Here is a 13760-nt window from a genome sequence, read left to right as displayed (position 1 = left end):
GCCGGTCACCATTCTGCGAAGGAGCGGTCGGGGTAGCGCCAGATCGGAGAGCGCCAGGTATGGCCCTGCTTGTCGGCCTGGCGCACCGCGGCCTCGTCGACCTCGATGCCCAGCCCGGGCCCGGTCGGCCGGGAGAGCCGGCCGTCGGTGAAGGCGAAGACGGACGGATCGACCAGGTAGTCCAGCAGTTCGTTGCCGTCGTTGTAGTGGATGCCGATGCTCTGTTCCTGGATGAGGAAGTTGGGGGTCGCGAACGCCACCTGGAGGCTGGAGGCCAGGGAGATCGGTCCCAGCGGGCAGTGCGGAGCGAGCAGGGCGCCGAACACCTCGGCCTGGGCGGCGATGCGGCGGACCTCCGAGATGCCGCCGGCGTGGGACAGGTCCGGCTGTGCCACGGCGACGCCCGCCTGGAAGGCCGGCAGGAAGTCCCAGCGGGAGTAGAGCCGCTCGCCCATCGCGATGGGGACGTTGGACGCCTCCACGAGGCTGCGCACCTGGGACATGGACTCCGGCACGACCGGTTCCTCGACGAACAGGGGCGTGAGCGGTTCGAGCAGCGGCAGCAGCCGCCGGGCGTTCGGGTAGGACACCCGGCCGTGGAAGTCGACCGCGACGTCCCGGCCAGGGCCGAGCACCTCGCGGGCCGCCGCGACGCGGCCGATGACCTCGTCGATCTCGCCCGGGCCCGCGATGGGGGACATGCGGCCGCTGGCGTTCATCTTCACCGCGGAGAAGCCCGCCTCCACCTGGCGCCGGGCCTCCTCCTTGATCTCGCCGGGCTCGTCGCCGCCGATCCAGGCGTACGCCCGGACGTGTTCGCGTACGGGACCGCCGAGCAGTTCGTGGACGGGGATGCCGCGCGCCTTGCCGGCGATGTCCCACAGGGCCTGGTCGAGGCCGGCGACGGCGCTGGCGAGCACCGGCCCGCCGCGGTAGAAGCCGCCCTTGGTCATGACCTGCCAGTGGTCCTCGATGCGCAGCGGGTCGGCGCCGACGAGCAGTTCGGCGATCTCGCCGACCGCCGCCCTGACCGAGTGGGCCCGTCCCTCGACGACCGGCTCGCCCCAGCCGACGTGTCCCTCGTCGGTCTCGACCCGGCAGAACAGCCACCGGGGCGGGACCAGGAACGTTTCGATGCGGGTGATCTTCACCGGTCTCCCTGGAGGCGGGCCGCGCGGTCGACGTCGGCCATGGACTTGTCGAGGAGCGCGAGCGCGCGGCTTCTGGCGGCTTCGCCGTCCCCCGCCCGGATGGCGTCGAGCAGAGCACGGTGGCTCGGCACCGGGTCGTCGGCGGTGACGACGTCGTGGACGATGCGGTCCCGTTCCGCGAGCACGGACTCGATGACGACCTCCATGCGGACCAGGAGCTCGTTGCCGGTCGCGGCCAGGACGGCGCGGTGGAAACGCAGGTCGGCGGAGGCTGCCTCGGCCGGGGTCCTGGCCGCGGTCATGTCCTCCAGGGCCGCCTCGAGTTCGGCGAGGTCGGCGTCGGTGCGCCGACCGGCGGCCAGCGCGGCGGCGGCCGGTTCGAACATCTGCCGCACCTCGGCGAGCTGCCCGAGCATCTCGCTGCCCCGGTTCTCGAACTCCCAGCTGATCACGTCGGGATCGAGCAGGTTCCACTCGCTGCGGGGGCGTACCACCGTTCCTCGCTTCTGCCGCGAGTCGACCAGGCCCTTGCCGGCCAGCACCTTCAGCGCTTCGCGCACCACGGTGCGGGACACCTGCAGCTCGGCCTCCAGCTCGACCAGGTCGATGCGCCCGTTCTCGGCGAACTGCCCGGTGACGAGGCGGCGGCCGATGGTCTCGACGACCTGGCCGTGGATGCCACGCCCTTTGTAGGTGCTCATGCTCTGCGGTCATCCCTCTCAGGAGGAGTTCTTCGTCGCGCTCCAGCCGCCGTCGACGACGAGGGTGGTGGCGGTGATGTAGGACGCCTCGTCCGACAGCAGGAAGGCGATCGCCGCGGCGACCTCGGCCGGGTCGCCGAACCGCTTGGCGATCGTGGCCTCCACGCTCAGGCGCCGGTCCTCCTCCGCCACGCGGTCCCAAGCGGGGGACATGATCGGCCCGGGCAGCACGGTGTTGACGCGTACCTCGGGGCCGTAGTCCACCGCGAGCTGGCGGCCGAGGCCCACCAGCGCCGCCTTCGTCGCCGCGTACGCCGGGTGGCCGGGGGAGGCCGACGAGGGCGTGCACCGACGAGACGAGGACGACCGCCCCCGACGTCGCCTTCAAATCCTCGTGTAGCGTGCGAAAGGCCAGGTAGGAGGCGGTGAGGTTCACTTCGAGCTGCCGGTTCCACGATGTTGCGCCCAGGTCGTGCACGGGTCTCACGTCCACGACGTAGGCGTTGCTGACGAGGTGCCGCACCGGGCCGTACTCCCGGTGGGCGACGCGGCGGAGTTCCCCCCACGCGCTCTCGTCGCTGACGTCCATGCGCACGAATCTTGCCGTGCCGCCCGCCTCGACGACAGCCGCGGCGACGTCCTCCCCGGCCGGGGAGATGTCGCACAGCAGGACGGGCATGCCCGTCGCGCCGAGGCGCCTGGCGGTAGCCGCGCCGATGCCGGAGGCGGCGCCGGTCACGACCGCGCAGCATCCGGCCTCCGTGGAAGGTCCGGGGAGGTTCACGCCGCCACTCTACGATAAGTGTTTTTTTATGACAATTTATTGACAGGCACGTTACGCCCGCCTCATCATCTGGACGTGGCGCAGCGCGCCCTACCCGGTGGCGTCGCCAACCGAAGACAGACTCATGGGAGGCCATTCGTGGCATCAGTTCGACTCACGGCGATGCGCTGCATCGCCCTGCTGGCCGTCGGCGCCGTGCTCGCCGCCTGCGGTCAGTCCGCCGGGTCCGGCGGCGCCTCGGGCACGAAGGAACAGCTGCGCGTCGGCGTGATCTACCTGGACTCGCAGGGCTTCTACGCCGGCGTGAAGAAGGGCATCGAGACCGCCGCCGCTCAGGACTCGCAGCTCAAGCTGCTGGGCAACAACGCGCAGGGCGACGCGGCCAAGGAGTCCTCGTTCATGTCGACCCTGGTCGCCTCCAACGTGGACGCGATCATCACCTCGGCCGTCTCCGCCACGGCGTCCACCCCGGCGATCGCGGCGGCGAGCAAGGCCGGCATCCCGGTCGTCTGCTACAACACCTGCATCAACGACGCGGACGCCAAGAAGTACGTCTGGGGCTACGTCCTGTCCGACCCGTACGTCTTCGGCAAGAAGCTGGGTCAGCAGGCCGGCAAGTACTTCACCTCCCAGAAGATCGACAAGCCGAAGATCGCGATTCTGAACTGCGACTTCGTGGAGGTCTGCAAGGAGCGCAAGCGCGGCTTCAAGGACGGCCTGGCCGAGTCGGTGCCGGGCGCCCAGTACGTCGCCGACCAGGAGGGCGCGGTCGTCGACAAGGCCACCCCGGTCGCGGAGAACATCATCACCGCGAACCCCGAGCTCGACGCGTTCTACGCCGTGGCGGGCGGCGGCACCCTGGCCGGCATCAAGGCCGTCACCACGCGCTCCCGCGTCGGCAAGACCGTCGTCTTCGGCAGCGACATGACCGTCGACATCGCCAAGGCTCTGGTGGACGGCAGCATCCTCAAGGCGGAGATCGACGTGCCCGCGCAGACCGTGGGCAAGCTCGCGTACGAGGCCGCCCGCAAGGCGTCGAGCGGCGCCAAGAACGACTCGTTCGTCATCCCGGTGGACCCGATCCTCTACACCGCCGACGACAAGGCGACGAACGAGAAGTGGCTGACCGAGCACGCAGACGGGATTCCGTAAACCGTCCAGGTCACTCGTCCCCACCGAAGGCTCCCAGGAAGGCTCCCATGTCGAACACCGACGTCGTCGCGGAGGTGCGTGCGGGCACCAAGCGCTACCCCGGCGTCACCGCTCTCAGCGACGTCGACTTCGCGGTGCGGCGCGGCGAGGTCCGCGCGCTGCTGGGCAAGAACGGCGCCGGCAAGTCCACCCTGATCAAGGTGCTGTCCGGCGCCGAGCACCTCGACTCCGGTGAGGCGCTCGTACGCGGCAAGCCACTGGCGGGCCTCGGCACGCGGGACGTCGCCGCCCTGGGGGTCGCGACCGTCTACCAGGAGCTGAGCCTGGTGCCGGAGATGACGGTCGCGGAGAACCTGTTCCTGGGGGCCTGGCCGCGCTCCCGCGGCGCGCTGGACCTGCGCAGGATGCGCGCCGACGCGAAGGAGGCGATGGCGCGCATCGGCGTGGACATCGACGTCGACAGCCCGGTCGGCTCGCTGGGCTCCGCCGGGCAGCAGCTCGTGGAGATCGCCCGCGCCGTCAGCCAGCGGCCCACCCTGCTCATCCTCGACGAGCCGACCAGTTCCCTGGCCGCCGCCGAGGTCCGGCAGGTGATCGACGTCGTACGGACCGTCGCGGAGCAGGGCGTGGCGGTCATCTACGTGAGCCACCGCATGGACGAGATCCGGCAGGTGGCCGACACGGCCACGGTCGTCCGTGACGGCAGGATCGTGGAGACGCTGCCGGTGCGCACGGCTTCCACCCACGAGATCGTCGCGATGATGCTCGGCACGGCGCCCGAGACCGTGGCGGCCCGGGACCGCCGCCCGAGCGAGGAGCCGCCGGTGCTGTCGGCGCGCGGCCTGGTCAGCGACCGGCTGAACGGCCTCGACATCGACGTGCGGCCCGGCGAGATCCTGGGCATCGCCGGGGTGCTCGGCTCGGGCCGCACCGAGACGCTGCGCGCCCTGGTGGGGCTCGACCGCCCGGCCTCCGGTGAGATCCGCCTGCGCGGCGAGGCCGTACGGCCCGGCGCGTTCGCCGCGATGCTCCGCAGGGGCCTCGGCATGACGCCGGAGAACCGGCGGCGCGAGGGGATCGTGCCGCTGATGGGCGTCGACGAGAACATCGTCATCAGCGACCTGCGCAGGGTGAGCAGGTCGGGAGTGCTGGACCGCCGGGCGATACGGCAGGCCGCCCGGGCGCTCATCGACCGCCTGGCGATCAAGACGGCCCGCCCGGGCACGCCGATCGGCACGCTCAGCGGCGGCAACCAGCAGAAGGCCGTGCTCGCCCGGTGGCTGCACGCGGGAAGCGACGTGCTGCTGCTCGACGAGCCCACCCGCGGCGTGGATGTGGAGGCCAAACGCCAGATCTACGACCAGATGCGACTGCTGGCCGACGACGGGCGCGCGGTGGTCTTCGTGTCCAGCGAGGTGGAGGAGCTGGCCGACGTCTGCGATCGGATCGTCGTCCTGCGCGGCGGGCGTGCCGTGGCCGAGCTGAGTGGCGACGAGATCGAGCTCAACCGGGTCATGGCCCTAGCGATTGCCGAGGAGTGAGGGAGAACATGAGCACGACCACGCCCACGGGCCCGCCCGTGGCCAAGGCGGCTGCCCGGGGCGGGCGGCTGGGACGCAACACGCAACGGCTGAACGAGATCGGGCTCATCGGGGCCATCGTGGTGCTGTTCGTGGTGCTCGCCGCCACGGCGCCGGGGTTCCTGACCGTGACGAACCAGCTGGCCATCCTGCGCGACGCGGCGACGATCGGCGTCGTGGCGTGGGCGATGACCCTCGTCATCGTGGCCGGTGAGATCGACATCAGCATCGGCCCGGCCGTGGCGTTCTCCTCGGTGCTGCTGGCCAAGGCCACCGGGGAGTGGCACATCCCGTTCGCCCTCGCCGTACTGGTCTGCCTCGCGGTGGGCCTGCTGCTCGGAGCCGGGGCCGGCTTCCTGCGCGCCCGCTGGGGCATCCCGTCGTTCGTGGCCACGCTGGGCCTGTGGAGCGCCCTGCGCGGGCTGGCGCAGTACATGACGGACGGACTGCCGGTCCCGCTGGAGGCCAACGGGTTCCTCGATGTCCTGTCCGGGAGCATCCTCGGCATCCCGACCCCGGCCATCATCATGGCGGTCCTGTTCGTCGTGTTCCTCTTCGTGGCCAACCGCACGGCGTACGGCCGCTCGGTCTTCGCCGTCGGCGGCAACGCCGAGGCCGCCCGCCTCGCGGGAATCAACGTCTCCCGGATCCGGGTGATCCTGTTCGCGACGACCGGCCTGCTCGCCGCGGTCAGCGGCCTGCTGCTGGCCGCGCGCCTGGGGTCGGGGAACGGCGGCGCGTCGGTCGGCCTCGAGTTCGACGTGATCGCCGCGGTGGTGATCGGCGGCACCTCCCTCGCCGGCGGCAAGGGTTCCCTGCTCGGCACCCTGCTGGGCGTCGCCTTCATCACCGTCATCGGCAACGGCCTCGTGCTGCTCGGGGTCAACGCCTTCTTCCAGGACGTGGTCCGCGGCGTCATCATCGTCGGCGCCGTGCTGATCAACGTGTTGCTCTCCCAGCGGAACGGAGCCCGTAGCTCATGACCACCATGAAAGGCGTCTTCCTGCCCGGCGACTTCACCGCCGTGCTCCGCGACGTCGAGGTGCCCACGCCCGGCCCCGGCCAGTTGCTCGTACGGGTGGGCGCGTCCGGCATCTGCGGCAGCGACCTGTCCTACATCTACCGGGGGCACAAGACCCACGTCGGCCAGGAGGGCGCGGCGTACAAGGGGGTCGTGGCCGGGCACGAGCCCAGCGGCCAGGTCGTGGAGACCGGTCCGGGCTGCCGGCGTTTCGGGGTGGGCGACCGGGTGATCGTCTACCACATCTCCGGCTGCGGGCGCTGCTCCAACTGCCGCCGCGGCCACATGATCAGCTGCTCCGACCCCGAGCGCAGGTCGGCGTACGGCTGGCAGCGCGACGGCGGGCACGCCGAGTACATCCTGGTCGAGGAGAGCACGGCCGTGCCGCTGCCGGACGAGCTGTCCTACGTGGACGGCGCCCTGATCGCGTGCGGGTTCGGCACGGCGTACGAGGGCCTGCTGCGCACCGGGGTCGGCGGGCGCGACGACCTGCTCGTGGTCGCCTCGGGCCGGTCGGGCTGGCCGCCGCCATGATCGCCCGCGGTCTCGGCGCGACCCGGGTGCTCGGCGTGGAGCGCTCGCCCGAGCGCGCCGCGCACGCCCGGTCCCTCAGCCTGTTCGACGACGTCCTGATCGCCGACGACGGGGTCGCCGAGGCCGTGGACGAGGCCACCGGAGGACGCGGCTGTTCGGTGACGATGGACTGCTCGGGCTCGGCCGCGGGCCGGAGCGTCGCGATCCGGGGCGCGGCCGAGTGGGGCCGCGTCTCCCTCGTGGGCGAGGGCGGCCGTCTGGAGACCGAGGTCTCCGACCTGCTGCTGCACCGCCAGCTCACCCTGTACGCCTCCTGGGTCACCTCACTGCAGGCGATGGAGGAGCTAGCCTTCCGCCTGGTGCGGTGGGGCGCCAGCCCGCAGCGGCTGGTGACCGACGTGCTGCCGCTGGAGAAGGCCGACGAGGCGTATCGTCTGGCCGACTCGGGGCGGACCGGCAAGGTCTGCCTGGTCCCCACGCAGAGCGATGAATAGCCGGGAGCCGCTGGTCCGGCTCGCCGCGCCCTGGGGGGAGGCGGTCGTCCTGCCGGGCCGCGGCGGGCGGATCATCTCGCTGCGCGCCGCGGGCCGGGAGTGGCTGTGGCGCAACCCGGATCTGCTCGACGAGTCGCTGGCGCTCACCCCCGCCGCGCGGCGGCTGCCCGCCCCCACCGGATTCGCGACCTGGGCGAACTGGGGCGGAGACAAGACCTGGCCCGCCCCGCAGGGATGGTCGTCGGCGCAGGAGTGGGCGGGGCCGCCCGACCCGGTGCTGGACGCCGGCGCCTACACCGTGCTGGAGCGCGACGACCTGCGCGTACGGATGCGCAGCGGCGACGACCCGCGCACCGGGCTGGCCGTCACCCGTACGGTCACGATGTCGGCCGGTGAGCCCGTCCTCGTGGTCGACAGCGAGCTGGAGAACGTCACCGGCCACCCGGTGCGGTGGGCGGCCTGGACGGTGACCCAGTTCGAGACCGAGTCGTTCCGCGACCACGACGATCCCCGGTGCGGGGTGTGGGTCGGGCTGACCGAGCGGCACCGGGCGCCGGTGACGCTGTTCGCCCCCGACGGCGCGCCGGTCCTTGAGCGGGTCTCCCCTTCGGCGGGCCGGGTGCCGGTAGGCGACGTGGTCGGCAAGATCGGTATCGGCGGCACGGCCGGATGGCTGGCGGTGGTGGCCCCCGGCGGGGCGACGCTGACGCAGCGGTTCGACGTGCGGCCGGGCGCGCCCTACCCCGACGAAGGCTCCGAGATCGCCATCTGGATGCAGTACCCCAAGGAGGAGGAGCTTGAGGGGCTGGAGGGCCTGCGTCCCACCGCCCGGCTGGTCGAGGCCGAGACCATGTCGCCCCTGACCTCGCTAGCGCCCGGCGAGGTGCTGCGCCACCGCGTGACCTGGTCGGTGACGGACGTGCCGCCGCCCGTCGCCGGGCAGTGAGCCGGGGAGTGATCCGAACCGGATAACGTCGGGGCCATGCGGCTTCATGTGGGGTGCGCGATGTGGACGCACGCGCCGTGGCAGGGGCGTCTCCTGCCACACCCGCTTCCTCCGGGGGAGCGGCTGCGGGCCTACGCGACCTGGTGCAACGCGGTCGAGGGCAACACGACCTTCTACGCGACGCCCTCACGGAGCACGGTCGAGTCCTGGGCGCGGCAGACGGACCCCGGCTTCCGATTCGTGGTCAAGCTGCCCAAGCCGATCACCCACGAGCGCCGCCTGACCGGGGCCGACGACGACCTGCGGGCCTTCCTCGACGCGATCGAGCCGCTCGGCCCGCGCGCCCACGCGCTGTGGATCCAGCTTCCGGGTTCGTTCGCCCGGCGGACGTCGGCACGCTGGCGGCCTTCCTCGGCCGGCTTCCCCGCGACCACCGCTACGCCGTCGAGGTCCGTCACCGCGCGTTCTTCGACGACCCCCGGGCCGCGCGGCTCCTGGAGCGGGTGCTGGCCGGGGCCGGCGCCGAGTGGGTGCCGTTCGACACGACGGTGCTGTTCCGCAGCCCGCCGACCAGCGACGCCGAACGGGACGCCTGGTCGAAGAAGCCGCGCGTGCCGCTGCGGACCGCCGCACTCACCGACCGCCCGATCGTCCGCTACATCGGCCGCGACGACCCGGAGCGTACGGCCGAGGGCTGGCGGCACTGGGTGGAGGCGGTCGCCGGGTGGCTGCGCGAGGGCCGCTCGCCCACGGTGTTCGTGCACACCCCCGACAACGCCGACGCGCTGACGCTCGCCCGCCGGTTCCACGACGACGTACGCGCCGAGGTGCCCGGCGTGGAACCGCTGCCCGAGCCCATGCCGAACGAGCCGTTGACCCTGTTCTGAGTCAGCGCTTCACGGCCCGCAGCACGACGAACTTCGGATCGCTCGCGACGACCTCGCAGTTGCCGAAGAGCCGGCGCAGCTTCACGTGGTAGCCGAGGTGGCGGTTGCCCACCACCCACAGCTCGCCGCCCCGTCGCAGCGCGGCACGCGAGCCGTTGAACATGCGCCAGGCGGTCGCGTCGGTCCTGCCCCGGTGGGTGTGGAACGGCGGGTTGTTCAGCACCAGGTCCGCCGTGCCCGGCGGGAAGCCCGACAGACCGTCTGCCGCCACGAACCGGGCGGCGGTGCCCGCCCCGGCGTTCGCCCGGAAGGTGGCCTCGGCCGAGGCCAGCGCCTGGTAGGACTCGTCGATGAACGTCACCTCGGCCTCGCGGTTGGACAGCGCCGCGGCGAGCCCGATCACCCCGTTGCCGCAGCCGAGGTCGACCACGTGCTCGGCCCCCGTACGCGTGGGCAGGCTGCGCAGCAGGAGCCGGGTGCCGGCGTCGAGACGCTCGGAAGAGAAGACGCCGGCGTGGTTGACGACGGTCAGGCCGGAGACGACCCCGACGTCGGCGGGCAAGGCGTAGCTCCGCGGCCACGGATTCTCCCCACGCGGCGCGCCGGAGGCGGGCGAGCAGAAGATCAGCCGCGCCTTTCTGACCGCCAGCGAGGTCCTGGTCGGCCCGAGGACGCGTTCGAACAGCTTCAGCGTCGAGGTGTGGATCTCGGTGACCATCCCCGCGCCGACGACCACCGTGCCCTCGTGCACGTGAGGGGCGAGGCGGTGCAACTGGTCCTCCAGGAGGGCGAGGCTCTTGGGCACCCGCACCAGCAGCACGTCGATCCGGTCCGGCGGCGCGTCCCTGGTCGTGCGCAGCCGTACGGCGTCCGCGCCGAGGCCGTTGCGCTCCAGGTTGGCGCGGGTGGCCTGCTGGCCGAGGAAGGAGTCGCTGATCTGCACGGGACGGTGGACGGGGCGCTGCGCGGCGAGCGCGGTGGCCAGGGCGCCCCACCGGTCGCCCAGCACGACCAGGCTCCCCGACAGGTCCACCGGCCCGCCCTCGCGCTCGTCGAGGTGCCGCAGCAGGTACGCGTCGGCCGCGTCCCACGCGCGGAGCGGGTCGCGGGGGTCCTCGGGGAAGCGGGCGAGGTCGAGATCACCCCGCGCCGTCGTCATACGGTCCATCGCCGCTCAGGCTAGTGCCCCCGCTCTACTGGCGGCGGCGGGCCGTCCACAGCCACATCACCGCAAGGGCGGCGATCGCGACGCAGCCTCCGACGGCCATGCCGGCGAAGAAGCCCGGCCCGCCGCTGTCCGACGGCCCCCACAGGATCCCGGGGATGACCATGGCGAGCAGGGCCACGGCCAGCACGAGGTAGAACCGCCGGCTGAAGAAGACATTGCGGCCGGGGGCCGGGGGCGGGGAGTCGAGCTGCGCGGCCGGTCCCACGCTGGCGGCCCTGGGCCGCTTGAAGTACCGCCAGTACATCCAGGTGCCGCAGGGCTCCCAGCCCTCGGGCGCCAGGCGCGCGGCAGGCGTGGAACCGCCGATCGACAGTTCCCTGCGGTACTCCCACCGCTGCGGCCGTTCCGGGTCGCGGTGGCTGACGAACCTGCCGAGGTGGTCGACCCGGTCGATCTCCCAGCCCTGGTCACCGAGCCGGGCCAGCATCTGGCGGTCGGTGAAGATGTCGGCGGTCCACCGCCACTCGGTGGCGTCCGTCGCGTCGGTCTCGGGCGCCCGCGCCGCCAGCAACTGCCCGGCGAAGTCGCCGACCGGCCCGAACTCCTCCTCCGGGTCGGCGCCGGTCTCGGCGACGTACGCGGCGAGGTCGGCGACGGTGGCCTCGACCTGCGCCGCGGGCACGCCGCCCGCGCGCAACAGGGTACCCAGCTCGTCGAGGTAGCCGCTCACTTCAGTCCTCCCGAGGCCAGCACCGTGCGTACGGACTCGTCGAACGCCAGCCACAGGCGGCCCTGCTCGGCCAGCGTCCGCCTGCCCTGCTCGGTGAGCCGGTAGTAGCGCCGGCCGGGGCCCCGCTCGGTCACCCGGAACTCGGCCGACACCAGGCCCGCCTCCTCCAGGCGGTTGAGCACGGGATAGAGCGTGCCGCCGCGGATCTGCCCGAGCCCGGAGCCGGCGAGCATCTTGGCGATCTCGTAGCCGTAGTTCTCGCCCTCGGTCAGGCTGGCCAGCACCAGCAGGTCGAGGACGCCCTTGAGCCAGCTCGCGCGGCGGTCGGTCGCCATGTGCCTCATCCTCGCACGGTAGGAGTACTACCTAGACCGCTTGACCGACCGTCTTCCCGGTGGGTGCCGGCAGGCACACGAGGCCCCGTACGTCGATCAGGACGTGCATCAAAATCGGCAGCAGCAGGCTGCCGGTGGACAGGTACACGATGGTGAGCCAGAAACCGAGGAGGGTCACCGCGACCATGCCCTTCCAGCCCTGGTAGAGGTGGCCCGCGACGAAGACCGCCAGAGCCAGGGCGGCGGCCGCGGCGGTGCCGAGGCCCAGCACGCCGACGCCGAACGCGATGAGCAGGCCGCGGTAGACGATCTCCTCGCAGACGCCCGCGGTCACCGCCATGGCGAGGCCGTGCCACCGCTCGGCGGGGGTGCGCGGCATCAGTTCCGCGAAGGCCGCCTGGCCCGGCACGGCACGGCCCGAGCGGGCGAGGCGGCGGAGCAGCAGCGTGCCGATCACGATGGCGCCGGTCATGCCGACGACCGCCGGGGCGATCTGGTCCAGGTTGCCCGGCATCGCGAATCCCAGATCCGCCGGGCCGAGCCCCGGCGACAGGACCAGGATCAGCGCCGTCACCGCCAGCCAGATCCACTCCTCGGCGATCCACAGCCGGTACGCGTGCACCAGCGCCCGGGGGTCGTGGGCGCGGCGTCGTGCCAGCCGGTCGTACTGGCGCTTGCCCAGCCAGGGAGCGGCGAAGGCCAGATAGGCCGTCAGCGTGACGGTCAGGAGCAGGCCCGGGGTCGAGAAGCTCGCAGAGATGCTCATGGATTGCCGTCCTTCTTACCTGTGTTGGCGACTTAGACGATAAAGCGACCTAGTTAGGATTACAATCTATGTGGCAAACGCCGCCTGCGAAACCGGTTGGGAGACGATCAGCGGCTGTGTTAGCGTTCGCGGCATGATGCGCGCCTGCCTGACGACGACGCCGGAGACCGTCCCGGCGCGCTGACACGTACTTTCATCGAAGCCCCGGGGCGAGTTGCCCCGGGGCTTCGCCGTCCGGTCACTCGCCTCGCCGCAGCCGAAAACCGAAACGCGAGGAGACCGCGATGCACGACCACCGCAAGCTGGGCCGCGAGCTCGGCCTGTTCGACACCGACCCGCTGATCGGCTCCGGGCTGCCCTACTGGCTGCCCGACGGCGCCGTCATCCGGCACACCCTGGAGGAGTACATCCGCGACGCCGAACGGCGGGCGGGATACCGGCACGTGTACTCCCCCGTGCTCGGCAAACGGGAGCTGTACGAGATCTCCGGGCACTGGTCCCACTACAGCGACGACATGTTCCCGCCGATGGACCTCGGGGGAGAGCAGGTCGTGCTGCGGCCGAGCCTGTGCCCCCACCACGCGTTGATCTACCGCTCCCGCTCGCACAGCTACCGCGAGCTGCCGCTGCGCGTCGCCGAGCTGGGCGGCATGTACCGCTCCGAGCTGTCGGGCGTGCTCGGCGGGCTCACCCGGGTGCGGGCGATCCAGCTCAACGACGCGCACATCTTCTGCACCCTCGACCAGGTCGCCGCCGAGGCGGCCGGGGCCCTGGAGATGATCAGGCGCGCGTACGCCGTGCTCGGCATCCGCCCGGTCCGTTACCGGCTGTCCCTGCCGGGGGCCGGTGGGAAGTACGTGGCCGCCCCCGACATGTGGCGGCGGGCGACCGCCATGCTGACCGACGTCCTCGACCGCTCCGGCCTGGCGTACGAGGCCGCCGAGGGCGAGGCGGCGTTCTACGGCCCGAAGATCGACGTGCAGATCGCCGACGGCGCCGGACGCGAGGCCACCCTGTCCACCGTGCAGGTCGACTTCCACCAGCCCGAGCAGTTCGACCTGCACTACATCGGCCCGGACGGCGCCAGGCACCGGCCCGTCATGGTCCACCGCAGCATCATCGGCAGCGTGGAGCGGGCCGTGGCGCACCTCATCGAGGTGTACGGCGGCGCCTTCCCCGCCTGGCTCGCCCCCCACCCAGGTGGTGGTCCTGCCGGTGACCGAGGCCGAGTTGCCCCCCCGCCGAGGCGCTCGTACGGCGCTGCGCCGAGCTGGGCCTGCGGGCGGAGGTCTCCGGGCCCGAGCACGGCAGCCTGGGGGCCCGCGTTCGGGCCGCCCGGCTTGCGCCCTACCAGGCGGTGATCGGCGCGAAGGAGGCCGCGGGCGACGAGGTCGCGCTGCGCCTGCGCGACGGCCGCGCCCTGGACGCGATGCCCGCCGCCGAGGCGCTGGCCCGCATCGGCGGTCTCGTCGAGGCCCGCGCCGCCGCCCTGTGGGAGCCCGCGTCGTGAC

General features: G+C 72.3%; 15 protein-coding genes and 2 pseudogenes. 9 read left to right on the top strand and 8 right to left on the bottom strand.

Annotation, left to right across the window (positions count from 1 at the left end; translation table 11 throughout):
* Nucleotides 1–5: 5 nt before the first annotated feature.
* The 4 genes and pseudogenes from dgoD to B1L11_RS49835 all read right to left on the bottom strand — a co-directional run.
* The gene (gene dgoD, locus B1L11_RS05510) at nt 6–1151 is read right to left on the bottom strand and encodes a galactonate dehydratase (protein ID WP_079313467.1); all 1146 of its coding nucleotides are present in this window, start codon (nt 1149–1151) and stop codon (nt 6–8) included.
* Nucleotides 1148–1852 (bottom strand): FadR/GntR family transcriptional regulator, encoded by a 705-nt coding sequence (locus tag B1L11_RS05505; RefSeq protein WP_079313466.1) that lies wholly within the window; start codon nt 1850–1852, stop codon nt 1148–1150. The genes dgoD and B1L11_RS05505 overlap by 4 nt, the downstream gene beginning before the upstream one ends.
* Before the next feature lie 18 nt (nt 1853–1870).
* The gene (locus tag B1L11_RS49840; RefSeq protein WP_256862254.1) at nt 1871–2140 is read right to left on the bottom strand and encodes an SDR family oxidoreductase; all 270 of its coding nucleotides are present in this window, start codon (nt 2138–2140) and stop codon (nt 1871–1873) included.
* 97 nt (nt 2141–2237) lie between these two features.
* A pseudogene (locus tag B1L11_RS49835) lies at nt 2238–2591 on the bottom strand (SDR family NAD(P)-dependent oxidoreductase); the annotation flags it as partial.
* Nucleotides 2592–2774: 183 nt separating this feature from the next.
* Between B1L11_RS49835 and B1L11_RS05495 the strand changes: the two are divergent.
* From B1L11_RS05495 to B1L11_RS05470, 7 genes and pseudogenes are all read left to right on the top strand, one after another.
* Entirely contained in the window at nt 2775–3788 is a 1014-nt protein-coding gene (locus tag B1L11_RS05495; protein ID WP_218670916.1) for a substrate-binding domain-containing protein, read from the top strand.
* Nucleotides 3789–3835: 47 nt separating this feature from the next.
* Nucleotides 3836–5329 (top strand): sugar ABC transporter ATP-binding protein, encoded by a 1494-nt coding sequence (locus B1L11_RS05490; protein WP_079313464.1) that lies wholly within the window; start codon nt 3836–3838, stop codon nt 5327–5329.
* Nucleotides 5330–5337: 8 nt separating this feature from the next.
* Nucleotides 5338–6351 (top strand): ABC transporter permease, encoded by a 1014-nt coding sequence (locus B1L11_RS05485; RefSeq protein ID WP_079313463.1) that lies wholly within the window; start codon nt 5338–5340, stop codon nt 6349–6351.
* Nucleotides 6348–6923, top strand: a complete 576-nt coding sequence (locus B1L11_RS49830; protein ID WP_256862253.1) for an alcohol dehydrogenase catalytic domain-containing protein — start codon at nt 6348–6350, stop codon at nt 6921–6923. The genes B1L11_RS05485 and B1L11_RS49830 overlap by 4 nt, the downstream gene beginning before the upstream one ends.
* Nucleotides 6920–7417: a zinc-binding dehydrogenase gene (locus B1L11_RS49825; protein ID WP_256862252.1), complete on the top strand. Its 498-nt coding sequence runs from the start codon at nt 6920–6922 to the stop codon at nt 7415–7417. The genes B1L11_RS49830 and B1L11_RS49825 overlap by 4 nt, the downstream gene beginning before the upstream one ends.
* The gene (locus B1L11_RS05475; protein ID WP_079313462.1) at nt 7410–8363 is read left to right on the top strand and encodes a DUF4380 domain-containing protein; all 954 of its coding nucleotides are present in this window, start codon (nt 7410–7412) and stop codon (nt 8361–8363) included. Before B1L11_RS49825 ends, B1L11_RS05475 begins: the two co-directional genes overlap by 8 nt.
* Nucleotides 8364–8399: 36 nt before the next feature.
* Nucleotides 8400–9250 (top strand): annotated as a pseudogene (locus B1L11_RS05470) (DUF72 domain-containing protein).
* 1 nt (nt 9251) lies between these two features.
* Here B1L11_RS05470 and B1L11_RS05465 read toward each other — a convergent pair.
* Genes B1L11_RS05465 through B1L11_RS05450 form a run of 4 tightly spaced genes read right to left on the bottom strand, consistent with a single transcriptional unit; the run spans nt 9252 to nt 12249 of the window.
* On the bottom strand, nt 9252–10418 hold the full coding sequence (locus B1L11_RS05465; protein ID WP_079313461.1) for a methyltransferase: 1167 nt from the start codon (nt 10416–10418) through the stop codon (nt 9252–9254).
* 25 nt (nt 10419–10443) lie between these two features.
* Nucleotides 10444–11148 carry a hypothetical protein gene (locus B1L11_RS05460; protein WP_079313460.1) on the bottom strand — a complete coding sequence of 235 codons (705 nt, stop codon included), beginning with the start codon at nt 11146–11148 and terminating at the stop codon, nt 10444–10446.
* Nucleotides 11145–11483, bottom strand: a complete 339-nt coding sequence (locus tag B1L11_RS05455) for a PadR family transcriptional regulator (protein WP_079313459.1) — start codon at nt 11481–11483, stop codon at nt 11145–11147. The genes B1L11_RS05460 and B1L11_RS05455 overlap by 4 nt, the downstream gene beginning before the upstream one ends.
* A gap of 31 nt (nt 11484–11514) precedes the next feature.
* Nucleotides 11515–12249: a CPBP family intramembrane glutamic endopeptidase gene (locus B1L11_RS05450; protein WP_079313458.1), complete on the bottom strand. Its 735-nt coding sequence runs from the start codon at nt 12247–12249 to the stop codon at nt 11515–11517.
* Between the two features lie 284 nt (nt 12250–12533).
* Between B1L11_RS05450 and B1L11_RS05445 the strand changes: the two genes are divergently transcribed.
* Together B1L11_RS05445 and B1L11_RS49820 are read left to right on the top strand one after the other, a co-directional pair.
* Nucleotides 12534–13610 (top strand): aminoacyl--tRNA ligase-related protein, encoded by a 1077-nt coding sequence (locus B1L11_RS05445; RefSeq protein WP_256862251.1) that lies wholly within the window; start codon nt 12534–12536, stop codon nt 13608–13610.
* Nucleotides 13520–13759 (top strand): His/Gly/Thr/Pro-type tRNA ligase C-terminal domain-containing protein, encoded by a 240-nt coding sequence (locus tag B1L11_RS49820; protein WP_306291603.1) that lies wholly within the window; start codon nt 13520–13522, stop codon nt 13757–13759. Before B1L11_RS05445 ends, B1L11_RS49820 begins: the two co-directional genes overlap by 91 nt.
* Nucleotide 13760: the final 1 nt, after the last annotated feature.

This window comes from Microbispora sp. GKU 823 (genome assembly GCF_002027145.1).
GTDB lineage: Bacteria > Actinomycetota > Actinomycetes > Streptosporangiales > Streptosporangiaceae > Microbispora > Microbispora siamensis.
The sequence above is the reverse complement of the archived record's forward strand: the minus strand, read 5'-3'. Positions and strand labels throughout refer to the sequence as shown.

Excerpts from the sequence above, each read along its gene's own strand:
- B1L11_RS05475 (WP_079313462.1), top strand. The coding sequence starts at position 7,410 with ATGAATAGCCGGGAGCCGCTGGTCCGGCTCGCCGCGCCCTGGGGGGAG.
- B1L11_RS05485 (WP_079313463.1), top strand. The coding sequence starts at position 5,338 with ATGAGCACGACCACGCCCACGGGCCCGCCCGTGGCCAAGGCGGCTGCC.
- B1L11_RS05445 (WP_256862251.1), top strand. The coding sequence starts at position 12,534 with ATGCACGACCACCGCAAGCTGGGCCGCGAGCTCGGCCTGTTCGACACC.
- B1L11_RS05455 (WP_079313459.1), bottom strand. The coding sequence starts at position 11,483 with ATGGCGACCGACCGCCGCGCGAGCTGGCTCAAGGGCGTCCTCGACCTG.
- B1L11_RS49830 (WP_256862253.1), top strand. The coding sequence starts at position 6,348 with ATGACCACCATGAAAGGCGTCTTCCTGCCCGGCGACTTCACCGCCGTG.
- B1L11_RS49825 (WP_256862252.1), top strand. The coding sequence starts at position 6,920 with ATGATCGCCCGCGGTCTCGGCGCGACCCGGGTGCTCGGCGTGGAGCGC.
- B1L11_RS05450 (WP_079313458.1), bottom strand. The coding sequence starts at position 12,249 with ATGAGCATCTCTGCGAGCTTCTCGACCCCGGGCCTGCTCCTGACCGTC.
- B1L11_RS05505 (WP_079313466.1), bottom strand. The coding sequence starts at position 1,852 with ATGAGCACCTACAAAGGGCGTGGCATCCACGGCCAGGTCGTCGAGACC.
- B1L11_RS05490 (WP_079313464.1), top strand. The coding sequence starts at position 3,836 with ATGTCGAACACCGACGTCGTCGCGGAGGTGCGTGCGGGCACCAAGCGC.
- B1L11_RS05465 (WP_079313461.1), bottom strand. The coding sequence starts at position 10,418 with ATGGACCGTATGACGACGGCGCGGGGTGATCTCGACCTCGCCCGCTTC.